This window comes from Gemmatimonadetes bacterium SCN 70-22 (assembly GCA_001724275.1).
In the GTDB taxonomy this organism is placed as follows: domain Bacteria; phylum Gemmatimonadota; class Gemmatimonadetes; order Gemmatimonadales; family Gemmatimonadaceae; genus SCN-70-22.
Genome location: MEDZ01000029.1, coordinates 1 through 25,743 on the forward strand (window position 1 = coordinate 1; position 25,743 = coordinate 25,743).

General features: G+C 70.0%; 19 protein-coding genes. 10 read left to right on the top strand and 9 right to left on the bottom strand.

All coding sequences use genetic code 11. The annotated features are described in order from the left end of the window. The first annotated feature begins 315 nt into the window (after positions 1–315). Positions 316–738 carry a hypothetical protein gene (locus tag ABS52_14020; protein ODT02333.1) on the top strand — a complete coding sequence of 141 codons (423 nt, stop codon included), beginning with the start codon at positions 316–318 and terminating at the stop codon, positions 736–738. 384 nt (positions 739–1,122) lie between these two features. Here the strand turns inward: ABS52_14020 and ABS52_14025 are convergent, their stop codons facing one another. The 3 genes from ABS52_14025 to ABS52_14035 form a co-directional block, all read right to left on the bottom strand. Further along, on the bottom strand, positions 1,123–2,853 hold the full coding sequence (locus ABS52_14025; protein ODT02334.1) for a sodium:proton antiporter: 1,731 nt from the start codon (positions 2,851–2,853) through the stop codon (positions 1,123–1,125). 39 nt (positions 2,854–2,892) lie between these two features. Further along, positions 2,893–3,933, bottom strand: a complete 1,041-nt coding sequence (locus ABS52_14030) for a hypothetical protein (protein ID ODT02382.1) — start codon at positions 3,931–3,933, stop codon at positions 2,893–2,895. A gap of 277 nt (positions 3,934–4,210) precedes the next feature. Next, a complete protein-coding gene (locus ABS52_14035; GenBank protein ID ODT02335.1) occupies positions 4,211–5,326 on the bottom strand; it encodes a hypothetical protein in 1,116 nt (371 codons plus the stop codon). A gap of 221 nt (positions 5,327–5,547) precedes the next feature. Between ABS52_14035 and ABS52_14040 the strand changes: the two genes are divergently transcribed. The 4 genes from ABS52_14040 (at position 5,548) to ABS52_14055 (ending at position 13,462) form a co-directional block, all read left to right on the top strand. After that, positions 5,548–7,734, top strand: a complete 2,187-nt coding sequence (locus ABS52_14040; GenBank protein ODT02336.1) for a hypothetical protein — start codon at positions 5,548–5,550, stop codon at positions 7,732–7,734. 154 nt (positions 7,735–7,888) lie between these two features. Further along, positions 7,889–11,056, top strand: coding sequence for a hypothetical protein (locus ABS52_14045; protein ID ODT02337.1), 3,168 nt, complete (start codon positions 7,889–7,891; stop codon positions 11,054–11,056). Between the two features lie 82 nt (positions 11,057–11,138). Further along, positions 11,139–11,498, top strand: coding sequence for a hypothetical protein (locus ABS52_14050; protein ODT02338.1), 360 nt, complete (start codon positions 11,139–11,141; stop codon positions 11,496–11,498). Positions 11,499–11,893: 395 nt separating this feature from the next. Then, on the top strand, positions 11,894–13,462 hold the full coding sequence (locus ABS52_14055) for a gamma-glutamyltransferase (protein ODT02383.1): 1,569 nt from the start codon (positions 11,894–11,896) through the stop codon (positions 13,460–13,462). 172 nt (positions 13,463–13,634) lie between these two features. Here ABS52_14055 and ABS52_14060 read toward each other — a convergent pair whose 3' ends face one another. The 4 genes from ABS52_14060 to ABS52_14075 all read right to left on the bottom strand — a co-directional run bounded on the left by ABS52_14060 (position 13,635) and on the right by ABS52_14075 (position 17,713). Further along, a complete protein-coding gene (locus tag ABS52_14060; protein ODT02339.1) occupies positions 13,635–14,273 on the bottom strand; it encodes a hypothetical protein in 639 nt (212 codons plus the stop codon). A gap of 75 nt (positions 14,274–14,348) precedes the next feature. Beyond that, positions 14,349–15,587, bottom strand: coding sequence for a hypothetical protein (locus tag ABS52_14065; GenBank protein ID ODT02340.1), 1,239 nt, complete (start codon positions 15,585–15,587; stop codon positions 14,349–14,351). Positions 15,588–15,755: 168 nt separating this feature from the next. Continuing rightward, the gene (locus ABS52_14070) at positions 15,756–16,514 is read right to left on the bottom strand and encodes a hypothetical protein (protein ID ODT02341.1); all 759 of its coding nucleotides are present in this window, start codon (positions 16,512–16,514) and stop codon (positions 15,756–15,758) included. Then, a complete protein-coding gene (locus ABS52_14075; GenBank protein ODT02342.1) occupies positions 16,511–17,713 on the bottom strand; it encodes a hypothetical protein in 1,203 nt (400 codons plus the stop codon). The genes ABS52_14070 and ABS52_14075 overlap by 4 nt, the downstream gene beginning before the upstream one ends. 158 nt (positions 17,714–17,871) lie before the next feature. Here ABS52_14075 and ABS52_14080 point away from each other — a divergent pair, with 158 nt between their 5' ends. Further along, positions 17,872–19,614, top strand: a complete 1,743-nt coding sequence (locus tag ABS52_14080; GenBank protein ODT02343.1) for a hypothetical protein — start codon at positions 17,872–17,874, stop codon at positions 19,612–19,614. A gap of 13 nt (positions 19,615–19,627) precedes the next feature. Here the strand turns inward: ABS52_14080 and ABS52_14085 are convergent, their stop codons facing one another. Next, positions 19,628–20,104, bottom strand: coding sequence for a thioesterase (locus tag ABS52_14085; protein ID ODT02384.1), 477 nt, complete (start codon positions 20,102–20,104; stop codon positions 19,628–19,630). 221 nt (positions 20,105–20,325) lie between these two features. Here ABS52_14085 and ABS52_14090 point away from each other — a divergent pair, with 221 nt between their 5' ends. Next, positions 20,326–22,059, top strand: coding sequence for a hypothetical protein (locus ABS52_14090; protein ID ODT02344.1), 1,734 nt, complete (start codon positions 20,326–20,328; stop codon positions 22,057–22,059). Between the two features lie 13 nt (positions 22,060–22,072). Here ABS52_14090 and ABS52_14095 read toward each other — a convergent pair whose 3' ends face one another. Further along, a complete protein-coding gene (locus tag ABS52_14095) occupies positions 22,073–22,531 on the bottom strand; it encodes a hypothetical protein (GenBank protein ODT02345.1) in 459 nt (152 codons plus the stop codon). A 245-nt stretch (positions 22,532–22,776) separates the two neighbouring features. On the opposite strand from ABS52_14095, the gene ABS52_14100 reads away from it, so the two are divergent. From ABS52_14100 to ABS52_14110, 3 genes are all read left to right on the top strand, one after another. Beyond that, positions 22,777–24,129, top strand: a complete 1,353-nt coding sequence (locus ABS52_14100) for a hypothetical protein (protein ID ODT02385.1) — start codon at positions 22,777–22,779, stop codon at positions 24,127–24,129. Between the two features lie 51 nt (positions 24,130–24,180). After that, positions 24,181–25,080 carry a hypothetical protein gene (locus ABS52_14105; protein ID ODT02346.1) on the top strand — a complete coding sequence of 300 codons (900 nt, stop codon included), beginning with the start codon at positions 24,181–24,183 and terminating at the stop codon, positions 25,078–25,080. Between the two features lie 122 nt (positions 25,081–25,202). Beyond that, a complete protein-coding gene (locus ABS52_14110; protein ID ODT02347.1) occupies positions 25,203–25,718 on the top strand; it encodes a hypothetical protein in 516 nt (171 codons plus the stop codon). Positions 25,719–25,743: the final 25 nt, after the last annotated feature.

The following is a 25,743-nucleotide window of genomic DNA, read 5'->3' on the forward strand; positions in this document are numbered from 1 at the left end:
GCGAGGGCGGCGAGGAGGAGCGGGGCGAGGCGGGAGAGCGTCGGGAGGAGATGCATGGCGGGTGTTGGGGGGAGTGCCCCCGTTGTAGGCCCGGCGACAGCGTGCGACGTCGAAGCGGGCGTGCTCCAGCGAGAGGACAAGCGACCCCATCGGCTGGATTCAGGTCCCCTGGCGAAAGAGCGGTAGTCGAACCCCGACAAGTGGGAGTCGTAGAACTCATCACCAGCGGGGTGCCTGCAGCGGCTCTAGTACTCTAGTGACTACGGAACCGACGAGCTACCGTACCATCATTCCTCACGTGACCCCAACCGAGCCATGCTTCATTCCATCCTCATCCTGCTCTCCTTCATGGCCGGTGAGTCGTCAAGCCCCGTGCTCCGCGCACCCCCGACCGGATGCAGGGTAGCCGATTCAACCTCCGTGCGCGTAATCGACTACGTCCAGAAGCTACTGGAGTCCACCGAGCCAGCCGATGACGCTCTTCGGCGGGCACTTGAATTGACGAACGTCTCCGCCGCGCAGGTTTCGCTCGTCACGACGGCCAAGGACTGCACCAAGGCGGGCGGTGCGCTCGACGAAGCGGCTGGCGTTTCGGGTTCTGGTAGGAGCGTGTATCTCATCAGGGCCGGTACGGAGCGGTTCTTTGTCTACGATCCGGACTCGGACGCGGGCGAGTATCGGCCTCTGTACGTCTTGGACGCGAAGTTCGTCATCCTTCGCGCTCTACTCGTGTGGTGAGGAGTTGCGCCATCCGGATGGTCTCGGAGCAGCGTTCGGAGCGCAGCGAGCCAGCTCGGCCTTTCTCGAGAACTCGCGAGTCGGACGCTGCGATTCGCAGCACGGTCACAGTGTCGGCGCGGGATCACTGAGCGCCGTCACGAACCCATCCGGCTCGTCCAGGTGCAACCCCAGGCGCCGCACGCTGCGCAAGATCCCTCCCGGCGTCCGCATCCACGCGCACGGCCCCTCGCCCGATGGCCACGTGATCGGCCACGTGATCGGCCACGATCCAGGCCAGCGTCCCCACGCCCGCGACCGTGAGTCCCCATGCCAGTACAGGGTGGCGGGGGGATGGGATGTCAGCAACCGGCCTTCACGACGTCCGGCATGCGCCGGTCCCCTTCAGCTCAGCACCACTCCCACTGCCTGTTCCTCACGCCGCTGACTCTCCACGATCTCCATGGCGCGCTCCGACATCGCGTCGGCCAGCTCGTTCTCCCCCAGGAATACGTGCCGCGCGTGCCCTCCCCGAACCAGCTCGTCCTCCTCGTCGCTGTGCACGCGGACAAGGGTCTCCATCTGCGGCCGGAGCGTGAGCGCGGTCTCGAGCATCTGTCGCGCGCGCACGGCGTCCGGAATGGCGATGACGAGCATGCACGCCCGCGCCACGTGCGCCTGGACCAGCACCATCGGCTCCGACGCATCCCCCGCGACCGCGGGAATCCCGCGCGCACGCAGCCGCTCGACGATCTCGCGATTCTCTTCGGCCACGACGATCGGGATGCGCCTGGCCAGGAGCGACTCACCGATGCGCGAGCCGACGCGTCCGTAGCCGACGATGAGGACATGTCCCGTGAGGTGCGCTTCGTGCACCGTGGCCGGAATCTCGGCCAGCGGATCGTCGGCGCGTTCCATGGCCTGAGCGAGCGTCGACTTCGACCGAATCCACCGCTGCGCCGGCTCGATGGCGTTGAAGACGAGCGGATTGAGGGCGATGGAGATGAGCGCCCCGGCGAGGACGAGGTTCTGTCCCTCCTGCGGGAGGAGTCCCAGCGACACGCCGAGGCTGGCGAGGATGAAGGAGAACTCGCCGATCTGTGCCAGGCTCGCCGAGACGGTGAGCGCCGTGTTGAGCGGATAGCGAAAGGCGAGGACGATGAGGAAGGCGGCCATCGTCTTGCCGACCATGATGATTCCGACGACGGTGAGGACGTGGAGCGGTTCACGGATCAGCATCATCGGGTCGAACAGCATTCCGACCGAGACGAAGAACAGCACCGAGAATGCGTCGCGCAGCGGGAGCGACTCGTCGGCTGCACGGTGGCTCAGCGACGACTCGCGAAGGACCATCCCCGCCACGAAGGCCCCGAGTGCAAAGGAGACACCGAACAGCACGGATGCGGCATAGGCAATGCCGACCGCGGCGGCGATCACGCACAGCGTGAACAGCTCGCGAGAGCCGGTGCGCGCCACCTGCCAGAGCAGCCAGGGAAAGAGTCGCTTGCCGACGACGACCATCAGGACGACGAACGCCACCACCTTGCCCAGCGTGATGGCCAGCGAGGCGAGGGCACCGGCCTGGGGGGCCACCGCGGCGACGGTCCCCCCGAGCGACGGGGCGAGGGCAGGGAGGAGGACCAGGGCGAGGACGCACGCCAGGTCCTCGACCACCAGCCACCCCACGGCGATATGGCCGTTGTGCGTGTCCAGGACGCCGCGCGCCTCCAGGGCGCGGAGGAGGACGACCGTGCTGGCGCACGATAGGGCCAGGCCGAAGACGAGGCCCTCTCCCACGGTCCACCCCCACAGCTCGGCGACCCCCCATCCCAGCAGGGTGGCCACGGTGATCTGCACCAGCGCCCCCGGGAGGGCGATGCGCCGCACCTGGAGCAGGTCGCCCAGCGAGAAATGCAGCCCCACGCCGAACATCAGGAGCATGACGCCGATCTCCGCCAGCTGCTGTGCGAGGGCCACGTCGGCGTCGAAACCCGGCGTCGCCGGCCCGATGAGGATCCCGGCCACCAGGTACCCCACGAGAGCGGGGAGCTTCAGGCGTACCGCCAGGAAGCCGAGGATGAGGGCAAGCCCCAGCCCCGCGGCGATCATGGAGATCAGCCCGATATCATGCTCCATCCGCGTCACTCCTCCGTGTAATGGTGTGGTCGCCCGGCGCTACCGTGGCCACCCCTGCTGTGGGAGCCCGCCGGTGATCCGCAGGGCGTTGGCGAAGTACACCTTCTTCAGCACCGCATCGGGGAGGTCGATCCCGTACAGCTTCCACTTCGCGTGGTAGTCGCGGTAGTAGTCGAAGTAGTCGTCGCGCGTCTCGAAGACGCGCCAGTAGTACGGGTACTCGACGGGCTGGAACGAGTCCTTGCCGAAGAGGACCCGGTCCTGGAACCGCACGAAGAAGTCGTGCGCGGCCCGCGGCTGGCGTCCGATGTCGTACAGGACGGCACCCACCTCGGTGTACACGTTAGGCATCGCCTCCAGCATCCTGGCCAGGCGCCCGAGGTCGTTGGCGTGCCAGCCCATGTGGGCGATCACGAAGGTCGTCTTCGGGTGACGGCGGAGCAGGTTGTCGCGCTCCGTCATCAACTCCTCGAAGCTCGGATACTGCCCGGCGGGATAACGCCGTCCGGGGAAGAGGGCGAGCTCCAGCCACCGCTCGTTGTTGTAGTCGATGGGCTGCCAGAACTCCTGCGGATCGGCGGTGTGGATGAAGACGGGGATCCTGAGGCGCGCCGCCGCTTCCCAGACCGGGTCCAGCTCCGGGTCGTCGATGCGGAGGCGAGACCCGTCTGCCTTGCGCGTCGAGAGGCCGAGCCCCTTCCCGATCTCACCGACCCCCACGGCACCGGCGGCGACGTCGGCTTCCAGCTGGGCGACCGCCTTCTGCGCCCACCCGGGCCCCACGTTCCGGAAGTCGATCCCGGCGAGGATGCGGACGCGATCCTTCATGCGCGGCGATGCCCGCACCAGCGCGAGCTGCCGCTTGAGCGCCTCGCCCGACACGTTGTTGGCGGCGACGATCACGCGCACGTTGAGCGAATCGAGCGCATCGCCGAGCTGCTCCAGCCCGTCGGCCGAGCCGAGCTGCGACGTCGGGTGCCCATGAAAGTCGATGGCGGGGAACTTCGCCCTCGTGACGAGGTGGGCCGGGGCGACGAGGGTGGAGCGCGGGCGGTAGTCCAGGATGCTGGGGGGCTCCATGGTCGGCGCCTGGCAGTTGCCTGGTCGCACCTCGGTCATCCCGGGCGGGCACGCCTCGCCCGGCTTGATGGCCGCGCCGCGCCCTCCCTCCCCCGCCCCGCGCACTTGTGCGGAGGCAGCTGACGGGAGGGAGGCGAGGAGGGCGGTGAGGGCGGCGAGAACGAGGTGATGGCGCATGGAGGCTCCGGACGGCGTGAAGTGGGAAATCTGTACGCCGACACCATCGGCGGGTATTGCGCGGGAGACCGAGGCCGCGCGGCATGCGCCGTGACGAGGGTCAGCGCCCTCGCGCCTTCCAGTCCGCCAGTGCCTTCGCCTCGCGCTCGGGCGTGATGGTGAAGCCGGGCTTGTCGCGCCGCGCCTGCGGGACGGTCTGCCACCAGGCCAGCGTATCGCGCACCGTCCCGTCGAGGGGGCGAAAGGCCAGGCCGGCGGAGATGGCCCTGGCATTGCTGATCGACGTGTGCCCGAGGTTGTTGCCGCGCAGCATGATCCAGGGCACCGACGACTGGATGCCATGCGCCGCCAGGAAGTCGTAGTCGTCGATCCAGGTCAGGGTCGACGACGAGCCGAGGGCGCGCATCGCGATGTCGAGGAAGCCCGAGATCGTGAGCGTGTCACGAGGGCCGGCCGCATTGTAGATGCCACCCCGCCGATCCTCGACGAGCTTCACCATGAATGCCACCAAGTCGCGGACGTCGATGACCTGCACGGGATCGTCCTTGTGCCCGGGGGCGAGCGTCTCGCCACCACGCGCGAGGCGCTGGGGCCAGTACGGGAAGCGGTCCGTCGTGTCGCCAGGGCCCACGATGTACGTCGGGCGCACCACGATGGCCCGGTCGCCGAAGGCGTCCTGCGTGACGCGTTCGCACTGGGCCTTGCGCACGCCGTAGTTCTCGGAGCCGTCGTTGGGATCGGTGAACTCCAGCCGCACGGGGTCGGATTCGGCCAGGCCGCGTCGGAGGTAGGGGTAGTAGACGCCGGTCGAGGAGGTGAACAGGTAGCTCCCCACGGCCCCCTTCAGCAGCGTGGTCGACATTTGGACCCACTCGGGATTGGTGGCCGAGTCGTCGATGACCGCATCCCACGACTTTCCCTCGAGCGCCCCTAACTGCCCATTGCGATCGCCGATGAGGTGCACGACGCCGGCGGGCAGGTCCGCCTGCCGGCGCCCGCGCGTGAAGATGGTGACCTGGTGCCCGCGCTCGACCGCCTGACGGACCAGGTGCGGACCGATGAAGCCCGTGCCGCCGAGAATCAGGAGGCGCATCGGCGCGACCGGGGACGGCGGCGTGATGAGTTGCGGCGCGGCCTCGGCCAGCACTCGGCGGCCGAGCAGGAGGGCACCGCCGGCGGCGGACGCGCGAAGGAGGAACGAGCGACGGGAGGACATCGAGGCGACGGTGAGAGTGGTGCTGGCGCGTGGCAGCGGCGCCGGGTGCCGTTCACGTGAGCGTAGGTGAGCCTATCCTCATGCCGGCTCCATCCGCAATGCCTTCCGTCGGCCTCGTCGGCGGGAGTGTCGCCCCACTGGAATTCGGGGCAGTGCGGCGCGGTGCACGGCCCGTAGATTGCCCTCCCATGCGCGCTCCTCCCCCCTGCATTCTCCTCGCGTTGGCGTTGCTCGTCACGATCCCCGTGGCGGGTACCGCCCAGCGGTCACCGGCAGGCGCAACGCCTCCCGGTGCCGCGTCGGCTGCGCCGTCGGTCTACGGCACCTCGCGCGCCATCCAGCTCGACGGAAGGCTCGACGAGCCCGAGTGGGCGCAGGCCGACTCCATCACCGACTTCCACCAGAAGGAACCCACGGAGGGGGGAACGCCGTCGGTGCGCACCGTGGTGCGCCTGCTGGCCACCCCGGAGGGGCTCGCGGTCGGATGGTGGTGCTACGACGACGAGCCGGCCGCGATCAGGCGCACACAGCTGCGGCGCGATGCCGCGCTCCGCTCCGACGACTACGTCAGCATGATGGTCGACGGACTCTCCGACAAGCGAAGTGCCTTCTACTTCCGGACCAATTCGAACGGTTCGCTGTGGGACGGCGACCACGTGACCACCGAGGACGGCAACGAGGAGTGGGACGGGATCTGGGACGCGCGCACGCAGATCACCGATTTCGGCTGGACGGCCGAGGTCTTCATCCCCTGGGCGACGCTGCGCTACCGGCGCGACGTGACGTCGATGAACATGAACTTCCGGCGCTTCCTCCCGCGCACCAACGAGGAATTGCTCTGGCGCGCCTGGCGGCGCACGGAAGGGCTGCGATTCCTCGAGCGCGGCGGGACGGTGACCGGCTTCAAGGCGCTGCCGCGGCGCGCCATCGCCGAGTTCCGGCCGTACGTCCTGGGCGAGGCGCGCCCTCCCGAGCGTCGCTTCGGCAGCGACGGGACCGACACGGTGGTGGCCGGCGCGCTCGAGCGCGGCGACATCGGGCTCGACGTGAAGATCCCCGTCTCCGGGACGCTCACCGCCGACCTCACCGTGCGCCCCGACTTCGCGCAGTCCGAGGTGGACCGCCAGATCGTCAATCTCACGCGCTTCCCGCTCTTCTTCCCCGAGCGACGGACGTTCTTCACCGAGGGGGCGGCGATCTTCGCGTTCGGGCGCGAGCAACAGACGCAGCTCTTCTATTCGCGTCGCATCGGGTTGGGGAGCGACGGCACTCCGGTCACCATCCCGCTGGGCGGGCGCATGCAGGGGCGCGCCGGGAACTACCAGGTCGGGCTCCTCGCCGTGGCCACCGGCGGGCGTGAGGATTCCCGCGACTTCGTGGCCCGCGTGAAGCGCGACGTGCTGGGGCGCGGCTACGTCGGTGCGATGTCGACCCTGTCGGACCGGCCAGCGCGCCCAGGGGCGCTGAACGGCGGGGTCGACTTCAACTTCCCGTTCTTCGTCGGCGCCGGGCGGGACAACTTCATCCTCTCGGGGAACGCCGCCTGGAGTCGTGACAGCACGGGCGGCGCCACGGGGGCGCACTATCGCGTCGTGATCGACTACCCCAACGATCACGCGGACATCGTGACCCGCTTCGACCGGGTGGATGCCGGCTTCGACCCGGCGCTCGGCTTCGTGCAGCAGCGTGGCATCTATCGCTGGGGCGGCTCGACGGCCATCACGCCGCGCCCGCGCAATGCGCGGCTCGTCAGGCGGTACGAGTTCAACCTCCTCAATTACGACGTGGTGTGGCGTCTCGACCGCACGATGGACAACGCCTCGTTCACCACGCGCCCCTTCGGGGTGCAGTTCCAGAGCGGCGATCGGGTGGAGGTGAACCTGATCCGGCGTTTCGACGCCCCGGGTGTCGACTTCGAGATCGCCCCGGGCATCGCCGTCCCCGCCGGCGGCTACTGGTGGAACCGCGTCGAGGCGCGCTACCAGGGGGCGAACGTGCGCACCTGGTCGGTGGATGCCACGGCCTCCACGGGCGACTTCTACGACGGCAGGCGCCACGACCTCTCGTTCACCGGGCGCCTGCGCTACCAGCCGCACCTCGAGTTCTCGCTGGAGTACGAGCGGAACGACATCGCGCTCCCGGCGGGGGCGTTCGTCGCGAATACCGTGCGCTTTCGCGGCGACTACGCGGTCTCGCCGCGCCTGACGTTCACCGCCTTCGCGCAGGGTGACGACCGGACCGACCGCGCGGCGCTCAACCTGCGCATGCGCTGGACCCAGTCGCCGGGGTCGGACCTCTATGTCGTCTGGAACTCCGTCTGGCCCACGTTGCTGGAGCGGAGCTTCATCATCGACCGGCCACAGAGCGGGGCGCTGGTGGTGAAGTACGTGCGGTTCTTCCGGCAGTAGCCCGCGCGGCGCAACACATCACATCGGTGCGCCGTGCGGCACCGCCGCCGGCATGGGCGCGGCGAGGGGGGGTGCGGAATTCACTCTTGCGAGCGCGCGGCACGCGGGCCAACATCGGCGGGCTTCGCACGCATTCACCATCTCGCCCCGTATCATGCCTGCCACTCCCGGTTCGACGCACCCTCGCGCCGCGCGTCTCCGCGCCACACGCGTCGGTGCGGCCCACGCGACGGCGCTCGCCCTCGCCGCGCTCGCGCTCCCGTCCACCGCCGCTTCGCAGCGCGCCCCGGCCGCCGCGCCGCGTTCCAGCGTCGACACGTCAGCGCTCGCCCGCCTCACCTTCCGCTCCATCGGCCCGGCCAACATGATGGGGCGGTCGACCGACGTCGAGGGGGTCCCGGGCAACGCGAACGTCGTCTACGTGGGAACGGCAGCTGGCGGTCTCTGGAAGACCACCAACGGCGGAACGACCTGGTCACCGCTGTTCGAAAAGCAGCCGACGCTCTCCATCGGCGACCTGGCGCTCGAGCCCGGGAACCCCGACGTCATCTACGTGGGCACCGGCGAGGCCAACGCCCGCAATTCGGTCTCGTTCGGGCGCGGGATGTACAAGTCGACCGACGGTGGGCGTTCGTGGCGCTTCATCGGCCTCGGCGACACCCGCCACATCGCCCGCGTCATGGTGAGCCCCGCCGACACGCGCACCGTCTTCGCCTGCGCCGCGGGACACATGGGAGGGCCCAACGCCGAGCGCGGCGTCTTCGTCTCGCGTGACGCGGGCGTCACCTGGAGCAAGACGCTCTTCGTCGACGACCGCCATGGCTGCGCCGACCTGGACATCGACCCGCGGAACCCGAACATCGTCTACGCGGTCATGTGGCTCTTCGACCGCAAGCAGTGGAACTTCACCTCGGGCTCGGAGCAGGGCGGGATCTTCAAGTCGGTGGATGGCGGCGCCACCTGGACGAAGCTCGGTGGAGGGCTCCCGAAGCTCCTCGGCCGCGTCGGCGTCAAGGTGGCGCCGTCGTCGCCCAACGTCGTCTATGCCATCGCGGAATCGAAGGAGGGTTTCGTCTGGCGCAGCGACAACTTCGGCGAGACCTGGCGCAAGACCAGCGATGACGCCCGCACGATCTGCCGCGGGTTCTACTACGCCGATCTCCGCGTCGACCCGCAGAACCCCGAACGCCTGTATTCGATCGCCTGCAACCTCTCCGTCTCCATCGACGGCGGGCGCAACTTCCGGCCGATCGCCCAGACCGTGCACGGTGACCACCATTCGCTCTGGATCGACCCCACCGATCCGGCGCGCATCTGGAACACCAACGACGGCGGCATCGCCGAATCGCGCGACCAGGGGGCCTCGTGGCGCTTCCCGAACCACTTCCCGCTGGCCCAGTTCTACCAGCTGCACGCCGACAACCGCGAACCGTTCTACCACGTGGGCGGCGGGCTGCAGGACAACGGCAACTGGGTCGGCCCCAGCCGCACGCGCGACCCGTTAGGCATCCTGGTCGACGACTGGAACCTGGTGAGCTACGGTGACGGCTACTACCAGACGTCGCATCCCGACGACCCCGACTTCATCATCACCGACTCGCAGGGCGGGATGATCTGGCGCACGCAGATGCGCACCCGCGAGCAGGAGGACATCTCGCCGCAGCCGCGGCGCAACGACGGCGGGCCGGTCAACGACCTCAAGTACCGCTTCAACTGGAACGCCCCCATCGTCGCCTCGCCGCACGACGGCAAGGTGGTGTACTTCGGCTCGCAGGTCCTGTTCCGTTCGAAGGACTTCGGCGCCTCCTGGCAGGCCATCTCCCCCGACCTCTCGAAGAACGACACCACGCGCCACGGGTGGGCCGGCGGCCCGGCCATGCTCGAGGCGACCACCGCCGAGTACTACAACACCATCTACTCCATCGCCGAGTCGCCGGTGCAGAAGGGGCTCATCTGGGCCGGACTCGACGACGGGAACCTGCACGTCACGCGGGATGACGGCGCCACCTGGACGCGCGTCGACCGCAACGTCCCGGGCGTGGGCCCCGAGGCGGTCGTGTCGCACGTGGAAGCGAGCCGCACGGCGGCGTGCACGGCCTACGCCACCTTCGAGCGCAAGTTCATGGACGACCTCAAGCCGTACGTCTTCCGGACGACGGATTGCGGCGCCACCTGGACGAACATCGCCGGCAACCTCCCGGATGGTGCCTATCTGCAGGTGCTGCGCGAGGATCCGAAGAACCCGAGCGTCCTCTACGCCGGGACCGAGACGGGGCTCTACGTCAGCGTCACGGGGGGCAACGACTGGTTCCGGCTGGGCGGCAACCTCCCGCCGATCCCCGTGCACGAGGTGATCGTCCACGCACGCGAGAACGACCTCATCGTCGCCACGCACGCCCGCGGCGTCTGGATCCTCGACGACGCCTCGGCCATCCAGGAGCTGGCCGCAGCGGCGGCAAGGCCGGCGCACCTCTTCTCGATGCGCACGGCGACCCGGTTCGCCACCAAGCAGGCGAAGGGGTCGCTCGGCGATGCGCTCTTCATGGGTCCGAACCCGCCGTACGGCGCGATCATCCGCTATCACCTCCGCACGCCCCCGGCGGCCGGGACGGCGGTGAAGGTCGAGATTCTCGACGGGGGGTCGAAGGTGATCCGGACGCTGGCGCGCGTCCCCCGCGAGGCGGGCATCAACACCACCTCGTGGGACCTCGGGTACGAGCCGGCGCGTCCGCGGCGCGCCCCCGCCCCGTCGACGGGCGCCGAGGACTTCGAGGCGGTGGCCTCGCGGCTGTTCGGCGCGCCGAGCGGGCCGCGCGCCCTCCCCGGGCGCTACACGGTGCGGCTGACGGTGGGGAACGAGACCTTCGAGCAGCCCCTCACCGTGCGCGTCGATCCCACGTCCAACACGTCGATCGAGGCGCTGCGGCAGCAGTTTGCCGTCGCCAGCGAGCTGCGCGACCTCCTCTCGCTGGCCAACGACACGCTGCGCGCGCTCGATGGCCGCAAGGCCGAGTTGGAGGCGAAGCGGCGCGCGGCGCTCGCCATTCCCGAAGGAGCGGGCGCGGCGGCCGCGCGCGCCATCGGCACCGAGCTGGCGGAGGTGGATTCGCTCCTCGACATCCTCGCCAAGCCGTCCACCGCGCCCCAGTGGACCGGGGGGCCGCGCGTCAGCGAACGGATCGGCGCGCTCCTGCGCAACATCGGACAGGGGAACCAGGCACCGACCGGCGAGCAGCAGAAGCTCGGGAAGGAGCTGGCCATCGAGCTGCGCGACGCGCTCGAGCGCGTGCGGAAGTACCTCGGGCGCTTCACGACGATGTGAGCGATTCCTGCCCCCGCCCTTGACGCCCGCGCCCGCGAAGCGGAGCGTCTCCCCGCTCCCTCACTCTCTCGGAGGCACCATCATGGAACGCAACGCGCTCACGAAGGCGATGGGGATGGGGACGGTCCTGCAGGGGTTGATGGTGATCATCGGGCACTTCGTCCCGTCGTTGCAGCAGGCGGGACTCTTCCCCATCGGCGGCACGATCCTCGGCCTCGTCACCGGATGGCTCGCCGGGAAGGAGATGCCGGGCGCCGCCATGGGGAAGCTGGCCACCAACGGCGGGATCGCGGGGGCGGGGGCCGGCATCCTCGGGAGCCTCATCTCCACCGCCCTCGGTGACGTGCCGGTCGGCAACCTCGGCATCGCCGGCGGGAGCACGCTGGTCGCGGGAGCGATCGGCGCGCTCCTGACCCAGGTCATGGGGAAGAAGTCCGCATAGCGGGACGTGCTTGACGAGTCGCATCCTGCGCGACGGGGAGTTGGAGGAGACGATCCTCCGACTCCCCGTCGTCGCGTCGGGTAGCGGTCCCGTGCCGCCGTCGCGCGCACCCCACCCTCGCGCCCGGGCCAGAGACCTCCAATGCGCAGCATCCCGGGCAACGTGGGCGAGGCCGCCGCCCTACCCCTCACCGGGTCGCGCGGTCAACTTCGATCGGTTCCGGCCCCCGAACCGACCTCCCTGCAACGACGCTTCCGCACATGACCCGCCACTCGCGATCCGTTCCAGGATCCGCGCTGCGCGCGATCGCAGCGCTCACCACCGTTGCCATTGCCGCGCTCCCGCTCGTGCCGCCGGCGCTGGCGGCACAGCCCCCGAGCCTTCGACCCGACGTGATGGGGATGCAGGGCGCCCTGACCTCCGACCACGCGCTGGCCACCGCCGCTGGCGCCGACGTCCTCAGGCGCGGCGGCAACGCCGTCGACGCCGCGATCGCGATGGCCGGCGTGCTGGCCGTGGTGCGCCCGCACATGAACGGCGTCGGCGGGGACAACTTCCTCCTCATCCGCATGGCGAAAACGGGGAAGGTCTACGCGCTCAACGGCTCCGGGCGGGCGGGGAGCCGCGCGACACCGGCGTTCTTCGCCCAGAAGGGGATGACGCACGTTCCGGGGTCGGGGATCCTCTCCGTCTCGGTCCCCGGCGCGGTGCAGGCGTGGGACGACGCGCTGCGGCGATTCGGGACGACGACGCTGCGCCAGGCGCTCCAGCCGGCCATTCGTTATGCGGAACAGGGGTTTCCCGTCTCGACCCGCCTATCGCTCGACATCGCGGCCGAGGTGAAGAAGGTTGCCGCCGACAGCGCGATGGCGCATACGTTCCTGGTCAACGGTGAAGCGCCCGCCCCTGGGACGCTCCTGGTCCAGCGCGAGCTCGGCCGGACGCTGCGCGCCATTGCAACTGGCGGGGCGCGCGCCTTCTACCAGGGAGCCACCGCGCGCCGGATCGCCGACTTCATGGAGCATGAGGGAGGGCTGCTCACGGCGACCGACCTCGCCAACCACCGCGCCACCTGGCAGGAGCCCATCAGCACGACCTACCTGGGCAAGCAGGTCCTCGCCTTCCCGCCCAACACCCAGGGGGCCACCTTCCTCGAGATGCTCAACCTCGCCGAGCTGAGCGACCTCTCGGCGATGGGGCGGACCAGTGCCGACTACGTCCACACGATGGTCGAAGGGGCCAAGCTGGCCTACGCCGATCGCGACCGCTACATCGCCGACCCCGCCTTCGCCGACGTCCCGGTGGCGCGACTCATCTCGAAGGAATACGCGCGCGAGCTGGGCCAGCGCATCAGGCGTGACACCATCGCCGCCTCCTCGGCGGGCGACGGCACGCGCGACGGCAACGGCGACACGGTCTACCTCACGGTCATCGACAAGGATGGCAATGCCGTCTCGATGATCCAGTCGCTCTTCGCGTCGTTCGGGAGCGGGCGCATGGTGCCGGAGACCGGGATCGTGCTGCACAACCGCGGCGCCCTGTTCTCGCTCGAGCCCTCGCACCCCAACATCATCGCCCCCGGCAAGCGCCCGTTCCACACGCTGAGCCCAGCCATGGCGCTCAACGAGGACGGCTCGCTCTTCGCCACCTTCGGCACGCCGGGCGGTGACGGACAGCCGCAGACGCTCATCCAGATCCTCAACAACGTACTGCGCTTCGGGATGACGCCGCAGCAAGCCGTGGAGGCGCCGCGCTGGCGGATCTTTGGCGGCGGGCGCCTGGGGGTTGAGCCCGGCCTGCGCGACGAGGTGCGCGCCGAGCTCGGGCGCCGCGGGCAACGCGTCACCGTGCAGCCTCCGAGCGCCGAGTTCGGCGGAGCGCAGATGATCGTCATCGACCCGCGCTCGAAGGCGCGCATGGTGGGGTCGGACTACCGTCGCGAGGCGTACGGACTGGCCTGGTAGGAGTGGCCGAGGCGGAGGGAGCGCACACACCTCGGCCACCCCTGCGGGGGCGTGCGCACCGTTCGCGATGCGCCCGCCCCCGTTGTTGTGTCGTCAGGCGATCGACGCATGACCGTCGGCGCACCGGCTCCCTTCGCCGATCCTGCGCCGACGTCCGTGTGCGAGTTGTCTCCTAGTGCTGGGCGTGCCCTACCATCTTCGGCGCCCCCTCGGCGAACGAATAACCCGTCTTGGGACACTTGAGGGTGGGATTCGTCGGCGAGAAGAGCCCGGCCGGGTTGTCCTTCCACAGCCAGACGTGCAGGTCGTAGTGGTGCAGCGCCGTCGGCATGAGCGGCTTGTGTCCCTCCATCGGCCCCTCGAGCGACTTCCCGAAGATCTTCGGTGCGCCATCCTTGGCCAGGTCGGCCGGCATGAACCACTCCGCAGCGACCAACCTCAGCTTGTCGTCGCTCGTCGGTTCGTAGATCAGCACCTGCGGCTGCTTGGGGTCGAGCTTGGGGCCGACAGCCTGCGGATTGAGGAAGTGCACCCCCATCCCCCCCGCCTTGTACTGCATCGTCCCCTCCGACGCACCCTTGGGATACTCGATGCAGCCGAGCAGCGACATGTAACCGTCGTGCACGGCCATGATGGGATCCTTGTACTTGTCGAGTGCGGTGCGAACCTGGGCAAGCTCGGGGGTGAGCGATGCCGCACCCGAGCCTTGTGCCAGCGCCACCTGAAGGGGAAGCGCCAGGACGAGCGTGATGCCCAGGGCGTGCCGAGCGATGCCGGCAGCTCGCGCCTGGAGCGACGATGCATACTGCATGAGCGTACGCCTCGCTATGAGGGGGGGCTACAGTCTGCATCCATTTAGGGTGCAGGTCAATGGAGGGGGGAGAGTTTACCCTGATTTTGCGCCGCCCCACGCGCCGAGCCCGCTATTCTCCCCCGCTCCTCCCCCACCCAGCTGCGCGTCAGCGCTTCGATCTCCGTGCCGAAGCGCTCCTCCCAGACGGACGAGCGTCGCGCTCGCTCCCTGGCGCGAGGCGGGCGTCATCCCGAACAGCCACCGCACCCACCGGAAGGGGCGCACGAGAGTCTCGTACAGGGCGAGCGTCAGCGCGAGCGACACGACGCTCGTGAAGAGGAACTTGGCCAGCACGGTCTCGTTCGTCTGGACCACGTAGTAGGCGACGACGACGATGACGGTCTGGTGGAGGATGTAGAAGGGGTACGACGCATCGCGCGTCCAGTGCAGGATGGGGTGATCGCGATCGAGCCACCGCTTGCCATAGCCCAGGATGGCCATGACCCAGCACCAGGCGTGCGCCGCGAGGAGCGCCAGGTACACGATCCGCGCCGCCGAGTCGCCGCTCGGCGGCGTGGCGCCGTTCCAGCGCACGCCATTGATGACGAGGAGACCGAGGAGCGCCATGGTGAAGGCCCCCCGACGGCCGCCCTCGATTCGCGCCCAGACGGCAGGGTCGTTGCCGATGATCCAGCCGGTGGCGAAGTACAGGAAGTAGACCAGGAACATCGCGCCGTCGTCCACGATGTTCTGCGCCCCGCTGAATCGCTGGATGAGGAGCGCGTACGCGGCGACGATCGGGAGGGCAAACAGGTGCACGCCGGTGCGCGCCAGGAGCGAGCGGAGTGCCGTGAGCATGGCCGCCCCTCGCGGCGTACGCACGAAGGCGATCGCCGGGGCGAGGATGACGCTGTAGAGGAAGAGATAGAAGATGAACCAGAGGTGGTGGTAGCTCGTGTCGCCCGACGGGTAGGGGGCGAATCGCAGCGTGCGTGGCCAGAAGGCCAGGAACGATCCGCTGAACGCCCCGTCGGCCAGCCGCTCGTAGTAGACCTGCGGCGGGACGATGACGAGGATCCCGAACGAGAGCGGGACGAGGAGCCGCACGGCGCGGTCGCGCAGGAAGGCGCCGGTCGGGCGGCGGCGCAGCACGAAGTGGGCGGCGATGCCGGCGATGACGAAGAGGAGCGCCATCCGGAAGCGCGAGACGAAGAAGTTGGCCTCGAGCAGGAGGCTGCTCGTCTGCGCATTGCGGATGTGCCAGTCCCACTCGGTCACGTACGGCATGGCCGAGTGGAAGAAGAGGAGGGCGAGGATCGCGATGGCCCGCAACCAGTTCCAGGTCGTGACGGCGCGAGGGCGTTGGTGCGGCTTGGCTCACGGGGCGACTCCAATGGCGTGTCGCCCGTACGTTGGCCGGGCTTGCACCTCGCGGTCCACGAGGTGGGGACCGGCGGGAGTGCGCCGGGACGAGCGGGACGCGCCGTGCTCCCCGCGGCGCTACCCGATCTCGAAACGGTCGTCGTCGCGCGAGCGGTAGCGCCGGCTCCAGACGAGCGTCTCGCCCGAGTGCATCACCACGTGCCGGTCGCCGTGCGACCACGCGTGGACCTCGCGGACCGCCTCGATCCGCACCAGCTGCGAGCGATTGATGCGCAGGAAGCGAGCCGGGTCGAGGCGGGCCTCGAGCGCGTTGAGCGTGGTCCGCAGCGTGAAGCGATGGGCGGCGGCGTGGAGGGTGACGTAGTTGCGGTCCGACTCCGCCCAGTCGATCCGCTCCACCGGGAGGAAGACGCTCCTGTTCCCGTGCTCCACGAGGAGGTGGCGCAGCGGGGACCGGACGGGGGCGACATCCGCCAGGACACGTTCGAGCGCGCCACCATCGCCGGCGCGCGCCCCGGCGAGGCGCGCGCGCACGCGCTCGAGCGCGGACTGCAGCCGTTCGGGCGTGTAGGGCTTGAGGACGTAGTCGAGCGCCTCAACCTCGAACGCGCGGACGGCATGCTCGTCGAATGCCGTGACGAAGACCGTCACGGGCATCTCGGCGGCCCCGATCGCGGACACGACGTCGAAGCCGTCGCCCTCGGGCATCTGGATGTCGAGGAAGACGACGTCGGGGGAAAGCTCGCGGATCGCATCGACCGCGGCGGCGCCGGACTTGGCCTCGCCGACCACCTCCACGTCGGACGCCTCGCGCAGGAGCATCCGCAGCCGCTTGCGCGCCGGCGCCTCGTCGTCGACCACGAGAACCCGCATCATGCGTCCGTCACCTGCAGGGGGAGGGTGAGGCGCACCCGCCATCCGCCGCCGGCCGGCCCCGCCTCGCACGAGGCGGCCTGGCCGTACAGCAGCCGCAAGCGCTCGCTCATGGCGCGCAGCCCGAGCCCGCTCCCGGGGTGTGGCGGCGCCGTTCCGTCCCCGTCATCCCACACCTCGAGCGTGAGGGCGTCGCCCGCTTGCCGGGCGGTCACGCGAATGGTGCCCCGGCCCAGCCGCTCCACCCGACCGTGCCGCACGGCGTTCTCGACGAGGGGCTGCAGCACGAAGACCGGCACCCGCGCCGCGGCGCACGGCTCCGGGATGTCGAAGGTCACCTCCAGCCGGTCGCCGAACCGCGCGTGTTGCAGCTGTACGTACCGCCTGGCAATCGCGACCTCCTCGCGCAGGGAGACCTGGTCGCTCCGGTGCGCGCGGAGCGAGGCGCGCAGGAGCTCCGACAGCTCGCCCAGCATGGTGTCGGCCCGACGGGGATCGTCGTACATCGTGGCCGACACCGTGTTGAGCGCATTGAACAGGAAGTGTGGTTGCAGCTGCAGGCGCAACGACGTGAGCTGCGCCTCGGCCAGGGAGCGTTGCAGCTCCACCTCGCGCCGCTCGCGCTCGGTGGCCTGCCACCAGAACCGCCAGAGCTCGACGCTCACCACGAAGAGGGCGAAGTAGAACAGGTCGTTCGGCATCTCGTGCCCGATCGCCAGCACCAGCGACGTGACGCCGTAGTCGCGCGGCGGCACCCCCAGCACCGGGTAGACGAGCCAGCGCAGCGTCTCCATCCCCACGGTGCGCGCCACGGAATAGCCGACGAACAGGGCGACGAGGGGGGCAAGGCTGCGTCGCCAGCGCCCCTCGCCCAGCGGCCATCGCGCCGCCCCCCAGGCCACGATGCCGAGGAGCGCGAGCGCGACGACCGCCGCCGTCCCCTCGTCGACCAGCCGGCGAGCGAAGGTTCCGTGGTCCCCCTCCTGCAGGTCGCCCAGCGTCGCATACACGGCGATGAGGAAGGCGCGCACGAGGACGACCGTCGCCACCCACAGGGCGACACGGCTGGCGCGGGGGCGCGGCGGGAGGCGGTCGAACAGGCCCATGCGGGAGACGCTAACCAGCGCCGCGGTGCGCGGCCACCCGGCGAGGGACGAGCGGGACGTCGGGGGGACCGACGGGACGTCGAACGCGCCGTCCACCGCCTGACGCCGCGCGAGGGGCACGGCGGGTGACGGCGCGCGTGACCGCGCGTGGCGGCGCGCCCTGCCCCACCACCGCGACGCCTTGCCCGTACGCTGTACGCCCCTCACCTTGGCCGGCACGCCGCACGCCCTCAGCTGCAACAGGAGACGCATCGATGCCTCACCCGATCACTCGCCACCTCACGCCCCTCCTCGTGGCGTCGCTCGCCCTTGGCGCCGCGCCGGCGGCGGCGCAGGGGCCCACCTCGGCCGACCAGCGCCTGCGCGCCATCTACAACGCCGAGTGGGAGTGGCGGCAGAAGGAGATGGGGCGCGACCTGCCGGGGTTTCCGCGCGTCGACGCCGCCTCGCAGCAGGCGCGCCTCGCCTACTGGACCCGGGCGCTGGCCCGGCTCGACTCCATCCCCTACGACCAGCTCTCGCCCGAGGAAAAGGTCAACGCCGAGGTCTTCCGCTACTCGATTCGCGGCATGGTGGACGACATCCGATTCAAGTCGTACGAGGCCCCGTTCAACAGCGACACCTTCTTCTGGACGAGCTTCACCCCGCGCCAGGGGTTCCAGCGGCGGGACGAGTACGACCGCTACCTGGCGCGGCTGCGCGACGTGCCGCGCCACTTCGACGAGCAGGTCACCAACATGCGCGCCGGGCTGGCCCGCGGCTTCACCGTGCCGCGAGTCGCCGTCGAGGGGCGCGACAAGACGATCGAGCCCTACGTGAAGGGCGACACCACCAACCCGTTGTACCTCCCGTTCCTGCAGATGCCGGCGTCGATCCCCGCCGACCAGCAGGCGGCACTCCGGGCTGAGGCGATGGGAGTCGTGCGCGACGTGGTCGCCCCCGCCTATGCGCGGCTCCTGGCGATGATCCGCAACGAGTACCTCCCCCGGGCCCGCACCACCCTGGCCGCCACCGCCATGCCCGACGGCGCGGCGTACTACCAGGCGATGATCGAGAAGTTCACCACGCTCCGGCTGACCCCGCAGCAGATCCACGAGCAGGGGCTTGCCGAGGTGGCGCGCATCCGCGAGGAGATGACCTCCACGATGCGTCGTGCCGGCTTCACCGGGTCGCTGCAGGAGTTCATGACCTTCCTGCGGACCGATCCCCAGTTCTACGCCAGGACGCCGCGCGAGCTCCTGTCGTACTCGGCGTACGTGAGCAAGAAGGCCGACTACAAGCTCAAGGAGACCATCGGGTACCTGCCCCGCTACCGCCACGGGATCATCCCGGTCCCCGACGCCATCGCCCCGATCTACACCGGGGGACGCGGCGGGCTGGATGCCTGCATGATGAACACGTACAACCTCCCGGCGCGTCCGCTCTACACGCTGCCTGCGCTCACGTTGCACGAGTGCACCCCCGGCCACTCGTTCCAGGCCGCGCTGGCGCGGGAGGGGCCGCCGCGCCCCGCCTTCCGCAACGCCACCTCGTTCTCTGGGTACGGTGAGGGGTGGGGGCTCTACACGGAGTGGCTGGGGACCGAGATGGGGATCTACGAGACGCCGTACGAGGACTTCGGCCGCCTCACCTACGAGATGTGGCGCGCCGCACGGCTGGTGATCGACACCGGGATCCACCACTACGGGTGGACGCGCCAGCAGGCCATCGACTTCCTCGAGGCGAACGCCGCGCTGTCGGAGCACGAGATCACGACCGAGGTCGACCGCTACATCGCGTGGCCGGGGCAGGCGCTGGCGTACAAGCTGGGGGAGATGCAGATCCGCCGGCACCGGCGCGAAGCGGAGGCGGCGTTAGGCTCGGCCTTCGACCAGCGTCCCTTCCACGATGCCATCCTGGCGCTCGGGTCGGTCCCGCTCCCCGTGCTGGAGGCGCGGATGAAGCAGTTCATCGCCGACGGAGGAAGGAACCCGGCGGTCGTGCCGAACGAACCGTAGGGCGCCCCGTCCTTCAGCTCCCGGCGCCGGCCATGTGCGCCGGGAGCCGCACGGCGACCACCCGTCCCCGCGCGCATTCCACGCCGGCCGCCGTCACGCGCGACGTCACCACCACCTTGCGCTCCCCGACCTCCTCGGCGCGGGAATTCAGGACCAGCTCGACCCCGATCGGCGTCGGCGCGACGTAGTCCACGTGCAGCGAGGCCGTGACGAAGCGGCGCGTCTCGTCGCGTCCTGGTATCTCGCCAGCTGCAACCATCGAGGCGCCGGCCGCCGTCGCCATGGAGTGGCAGTCGATGAGCGAGGCGATCAGCCCGCCATACACGTACCCCGGCATGGACAGATGGTAGGGGGCCGGCGTGAAGCGGGCGATGCACTCGCCACCCTGCCACGCGCTCTTCACGTGGAGGCCGTGCGCGTTCAGGCGACCGCACCCGTGACAGTGCGAGTAGTCGTCGGGATAGAGATCCTGGAGGAAGGGCATCGGCAGGAGGGAGGTGGTGGAACCGGCGGTGACGGAGGGAGGGAGATGATCGTCATGGAAGACCCGGTCAGCGACGGAATATAGTCCGCGGGCATCGGCGGTCCCCGACCGGGATTCGTGAGCGAAGTCCCATACCCTCACCGGAGTCCATGCGCCGTCCCTCCCGACCACGGACCACGAAGGCCGCCACCCGCGCCGCCGCTCCCGCAGAGCCGTCTCCCGAGTACTTGCGGGCACTCTACGATCGCACGACGCTCGGCATCGCCCTGCTCGACCATGCCGGGGCCATCGTGCACGCGAACGCGGCCCTCACCCTCCTGATCGGACAGGAGCCCTCGGCCGTCGCGGGGAGCGTGCTCGCCAACTTCTGCCCGCCGGAGGATGCCGAGCTGGTGCGGGCGCGGTCGAGCCTCGCGCACGGCGCGCAGGGAGCGGCGTCGCTCGAGGCGCGATTCGTGCGCCCCGACGGATCGATCCTCTGGGGATTGCTGACCATCTCGCCGGCCGACGTCGACGAGCGGGTCCGGTTTACCGCCATCCTGCAGGACCTCACGGAGCGCAAGGCCCACGAGGCACGCCTGGTGCACCAGGCGTACCATGACCCACTCACCTCCCTTGCGAATCGCGAGCTGTTTCGCGATCGCGTCTCGCACGCCATTACCTCCCGCGAGCGCGACCCGAGCACGCTCGCCGTGATGTTCCTCGACCTCGATCACTTCAAGAACATCAACGACACGCAGGGGCACTCGGTGGGTGACCGCATGCTGCAAGTCGTCGCCCGCCGGTTGAAGAATGCGACGCGCGGGTGCGACACGGTCGCGCGGCTTGGCGGCGACGAGTTCGCGATCCTGGTGGAGCACGTCGACGCCCGCTCCGGCGCCGAGACCGTGGCCGAGCGGGTCGTGGCGGCGTTGCGGGAGCCGATCACCATCGACGGCACGCGAGCCCTCATCACCGGCGGGAGCATCGGGATCGCCGTGTACACGGGGAGCGAGACGACGGACGAGCTCCTGCGCAATGCCGACGTCGCGATGTACGAGTCGAAGCTGCACGCGCCGGGGCGATGGGTCGTGTTCGACCCGTCCATGCACACCGCGCTCATCGAGCGGGTCACCCTCGAGGCGGACCTTCGCCAGGCCCTCGAGCGCAGCCAGCTCCTGGAGCGTCCGCGGCTGGAAGAAACCGGGGTGTACCGCGCGTACGAGCCCCGGCCAGCCGCATCGACGGAGTTCGCCGTCGCCTACCAGCCCATCGTGGACCTGATGACCGGACAGGTGTCGGGAGTCGAGGCGCTGGCGCGATGGACGCACCCCCAGCGCGGTGAGGTGTCGCCCGAGGTCTTCATCCCCACCGCCGAGCAGTGCGGGCTCATCGCCGTGCTCGGCCGCTGGGTCCTGCGCGAGGCGTGTCGCCAGGGCGCCGCATGGAACAGGGATCGCGCGGGCCCGGCCATCACGGTGACGGTGAACCTGTCCGCGAACCAGCTGGCGCACGACGGGCTGGTGAGCGAGCTGGAATCGATCCTCCATGAGACAGGGCTCGAGCCGCGGAACCTCATCCTCGAGATCACCGAGTCCGCCATCATGCAGAACGCCGAGGCCACCCTGGCGCGCCTGCAGCGAATCAAGCAGCTCGGCGTCGGCCTGGCGATCGATGACTTCGGAACGGGCTACTCGTCGCTCTCCTACCTGCAGCGCTTCCCGGTCGACGTGGTGAAGATCGACCGGGTGTTCACCAGTCGGCTGCGCACGAACGGGGATGGCGCAGAGGTGATCCGCACGATCCTTGCGCTCGCCGAGCTGCTGGACCTGCGCACAATCGCCGAGGGAGTCGAGGAGGTGTCGCAGCTGGACGAGCTGCGGGCCCTGGGGTGCAATGCCGTGCAGGGCTTCCTGTACGGGCGGCCGCTGGCCGCCAGCGAGGTCGAGCAGCTCATCGGCGCCAGCGCCGCGCCGCGTTAGGCGGCGGGGGCAGTCAGCGGCGACGGCGGGCCTTCTTCGACGCCGCCGGCTTCTTCTCGAGCGCGCGCCTGACCGCGCGCTCCCCGCTCGCGATGGCCCCGTCGAAGGCAGCGCGCGGGGTGCGCGCCTGCCAGGTCACGACGACGTCGGGGGCATTCCGCAGCACGACCTTGATCCGGCACTCGAACGTCGGCGCCCCCGTGGGTCCCGAGACGTCGTCGAAGCGGATGCTCGCGCGCGTGATCCACATCCCGAACTTCGCCAGCTTGAAGCGGGCGCGCTCCCGTGCGTACTCGCGGTCGAACGACTCCAGCTCGAACCCCAGCGCGCGCACATGCAGCGGGGTATCGGTCGTGGTCGTGACGCCGAGCGCCCGCTTGACGGCCTTCGGCGTATGCTCGGCGAATGACGCGCGCCGTTCCCGGCGCTGTCGTTCGGCTTTCGAATCCGTTCCGCGACGCGTGGCGCCCATGGCGAGCCTCCGTTCAGGGGTGATGGTGTGAGGCAAGATGGCACTCGAATGGGCCAGCGGGGAGCGCGGAATCCCCTACCCGGGAGTGCGGCTTGGCCCTCCCGACCGGGCGCGGTGCACATCGAAGCGGACAGCGACGACAGGGCGCGCACCCACCTCCCCGTGAGGAGGGTCTCATGGCCAGCGTCGTGATCGGCTTGCGCGTTGTTGACGACGACCATCTCGTTCACCACCGAGCGCATCCGATGAAGCCCACGTCACTGCTGTTCGCCCTGCTCGCCCTGGCTCCCGGTGCAGCCGCCCTCGCCCAGGCGGCCCCGCGTCCCGACGCCGACCCGCGCATCGAGAAGATCGTCGCCGGGGTCTCGCCGGAGCGGCTGCGCGCGATCGTCACCAGGCTGGAATCGTTCGGGACACGCTCGACGCTCTCCGACACGCTCTCCAGCACGAGGGGCATCGGCGCGGCCCGTCGCTGGATTCACGACGAGTTCCGGCGCTCGTCACCCAGGCTGCAGGTGTCATTCGATCGCCACCCGGTGGCCCAACAGGGGCGCATCACGCGTGACGTCGATGTGGTGAACGTCATGGCGGTCCTTCCCGGGCGCTCGCCGCGGCGCGTGTACATCTCCGGCCACTACGACACCGTGAACCTCCGGGCCGCCATGGCCGCCGCGCGCGCGGCGGCGCCCGGGCAGGCGTCCCAGCCCAACCATGACGTCGACGCCCCCGGCGCCAACGACGATGGAAGCGGGACCGCCCTCACGATGGAGCTCGCGCGTGTCTTCGCCGAGAGCGGAATCGAGTTCGACGCGACGCTCGTCTTCATCGCCTGGGCCGGCGAGGAGCAGGGGCTGATCGGCTCGATGGCCCACGCCTCGGCACTCGCCGACGCCAAGGGGGTCGTCGAGGCCAACTTCAACAACGACATCGTCGGCAACTCGCTCGGCGGCAACGGGATCCTCGACGGCGAGAGCGTCAAGGTGTACTCGCTCGGCCCCGAGGACTCGAAGTCGCGCTCGCTGGCCCGATACGTCGCGCGCATCGCCCCGGTATACGTCCCGTCGCACCGCGTGCGCCTGATGGCGCGCGAGGATCGCTTCGGGCGCGGCAGCGACCATTCGTCGTTCACGGCCAACGCCTTCCCGGCGGTGGTTTTTCGTGAGGCCAACGAGAACTTCCGCCGCCAGCACTCGGGCGATGACAAGATCGAGGGGATGGATTTCGCGTACCTGGCGCAGAACGCGCGCGTGAACGCCGCGGCCGCAGCCTCCGTGGCGCTCGCCCCCCCCGCCCCGGTCGTGGTGGGCGACCGGGGACAGGCGCTCATCGGGCGCGGCGCGGCGGGATACGATGCCGACCTGCGGTGGGTGGCCTCCCCCGGCGCGGTGGCGTACCGCATCTACTGGCGCGACGCGTGGGCCAACGACTGGCAGCACGCGCAGGTGGTCGGGAACGTGACGCAGTACGTCCTTCCTAACGTCAACATCGACGACGTCGTGTTGGGGGTGGCGGCCATCGGCGGCGACGGACACGAGAGCCTGGTGAGCGCGTACGTGTCGCCCAATCGGCCGATGCAGCGCGTCAAGCTGTCACGCTAGGGCGGACGCGATCCGCACCGGCCCCTCACCCTGTCATTCGGAGTGCTTGCCATGACGCCCCAGGACGCCCGCACGATCATCGCGCTCGCCGTGCTCGCCGGCAATGCGGACGGCACGCTCGGCCAGGAGGAGCGCATCAGCATCATCTCGGCGGCGGAGCATCTCGGCCTGGCGGAGGGCGATCCCGTGGTGCGCGGGGTGCTGCATGGCGGTGGCGACGTGGCCCAGCTCGCGCACGCGCTCTCCAGTGACGAGGCGCGCGTGGCGGCGTATGACGTGGCCGCCGCCGTCTGCCACGCCGATGGCGCACCCAACGCGCAGGAGTCGGCCTTCCTGGCCGCGCTCTCGCGCGAGCTCGGTGCCGTCGCCGCCTCGCCCGATGCGGCCGCCGTCATGAGCGCCGTCGCGCAGGCCGCCTCGATCCCGCCCCACCAGGGGGCGGGCGGCGACCTGGACGCCTTTATCCTCGACCAGGCGATGCTGGCGGGCGCCGCCGAGCTCCTCCCGCATCGCTTCTCGGCGATGGCGATCCTGCCGCTGCAACTGCGGATGGTTTACCAGATCGGGCAGCGGAACGGGCAGCAGTTCGACATGGCGCAGGCCAAGGACCTCGTCGCCGTTCTCGGGATCGGGGCGATGGGGCACGCACTGGAGGGGGTCGTGCGCGGCGTGCTCGGGAGCGTGGGACGCGGGGTCCTGGGCGGATTGTTAGGCTCGGCGACCGGCGCGGCCGCCGGCGTCGCCGTGACGTTCGCCACGACGTACGCCCTCGGCCACGCCGCCCAGCAGTACTATGCGCAGGGGCGTACGCTGGGCACGGCCGACCTCAGGGCGCTGTTCGCGCGCTTCCAGGGCGAGGCGAACACCGTCTTTCCGCGCGTGGAGTCCCGTATCCGCGAGCTGGCCGCAGGGAGCAGCCTGGAGTCGATGCTCGGGGGACTGTTGCGCTAGCCAACGCCTGGTGCGGCGGCCGGCTGCTGGGTCAGACTTCCCATGCCGCGGGGAGGGGGCGGTGCGACAATGAAAGTGACGGCGAGTCCCTCGCCGTCACCCATCGCCTTCTCCTCACGGCCATGCATTCCGAACTCGTCCTCCTCCGTCTCGTCCACGTGCTCGGCGGGATCGCGTGGGCCGGCTCCGCGCTCTTCCTCACCGTGTTCCTCGGCCCTGCGCTCGCGGCGTCGGGGCCCAACGCGGGACCGGTGATGGCGCAGCTCAAGGCGCGGCGCCTGGTGGCCTTCATGCCCACGGTCGCGCTCCTCACGATCCTGTCCGGATTGCGCCTGATGTGGATCCTCTCCGGCGGCTTTTCCATGGGCTATTTCACGACGCCGCATGGCTTGGCCTTCGGCGTGGCCGGTGCGACCGCGATCATCGGCTTCTTCTTCGCGATGCTCGTGCTGCGCCCCACGCAGGAGCGCATGGCGCAGCTGGCGCAGGCGATGGTGAAGGCCGCGGAGGAGCAGCGCGCGACGATCGCCAGCGAGCTGGCGCTCATGCGCCGTCGCAACGAGCTGGCGAGCATGGCATCGCTCGTGATGCTCGTGATCGGCGCCGGGGGGATGGCGGTGGCGCGGTACCTGGGGTGATGCCGGCGGGCGGTGTCCCGTCCGC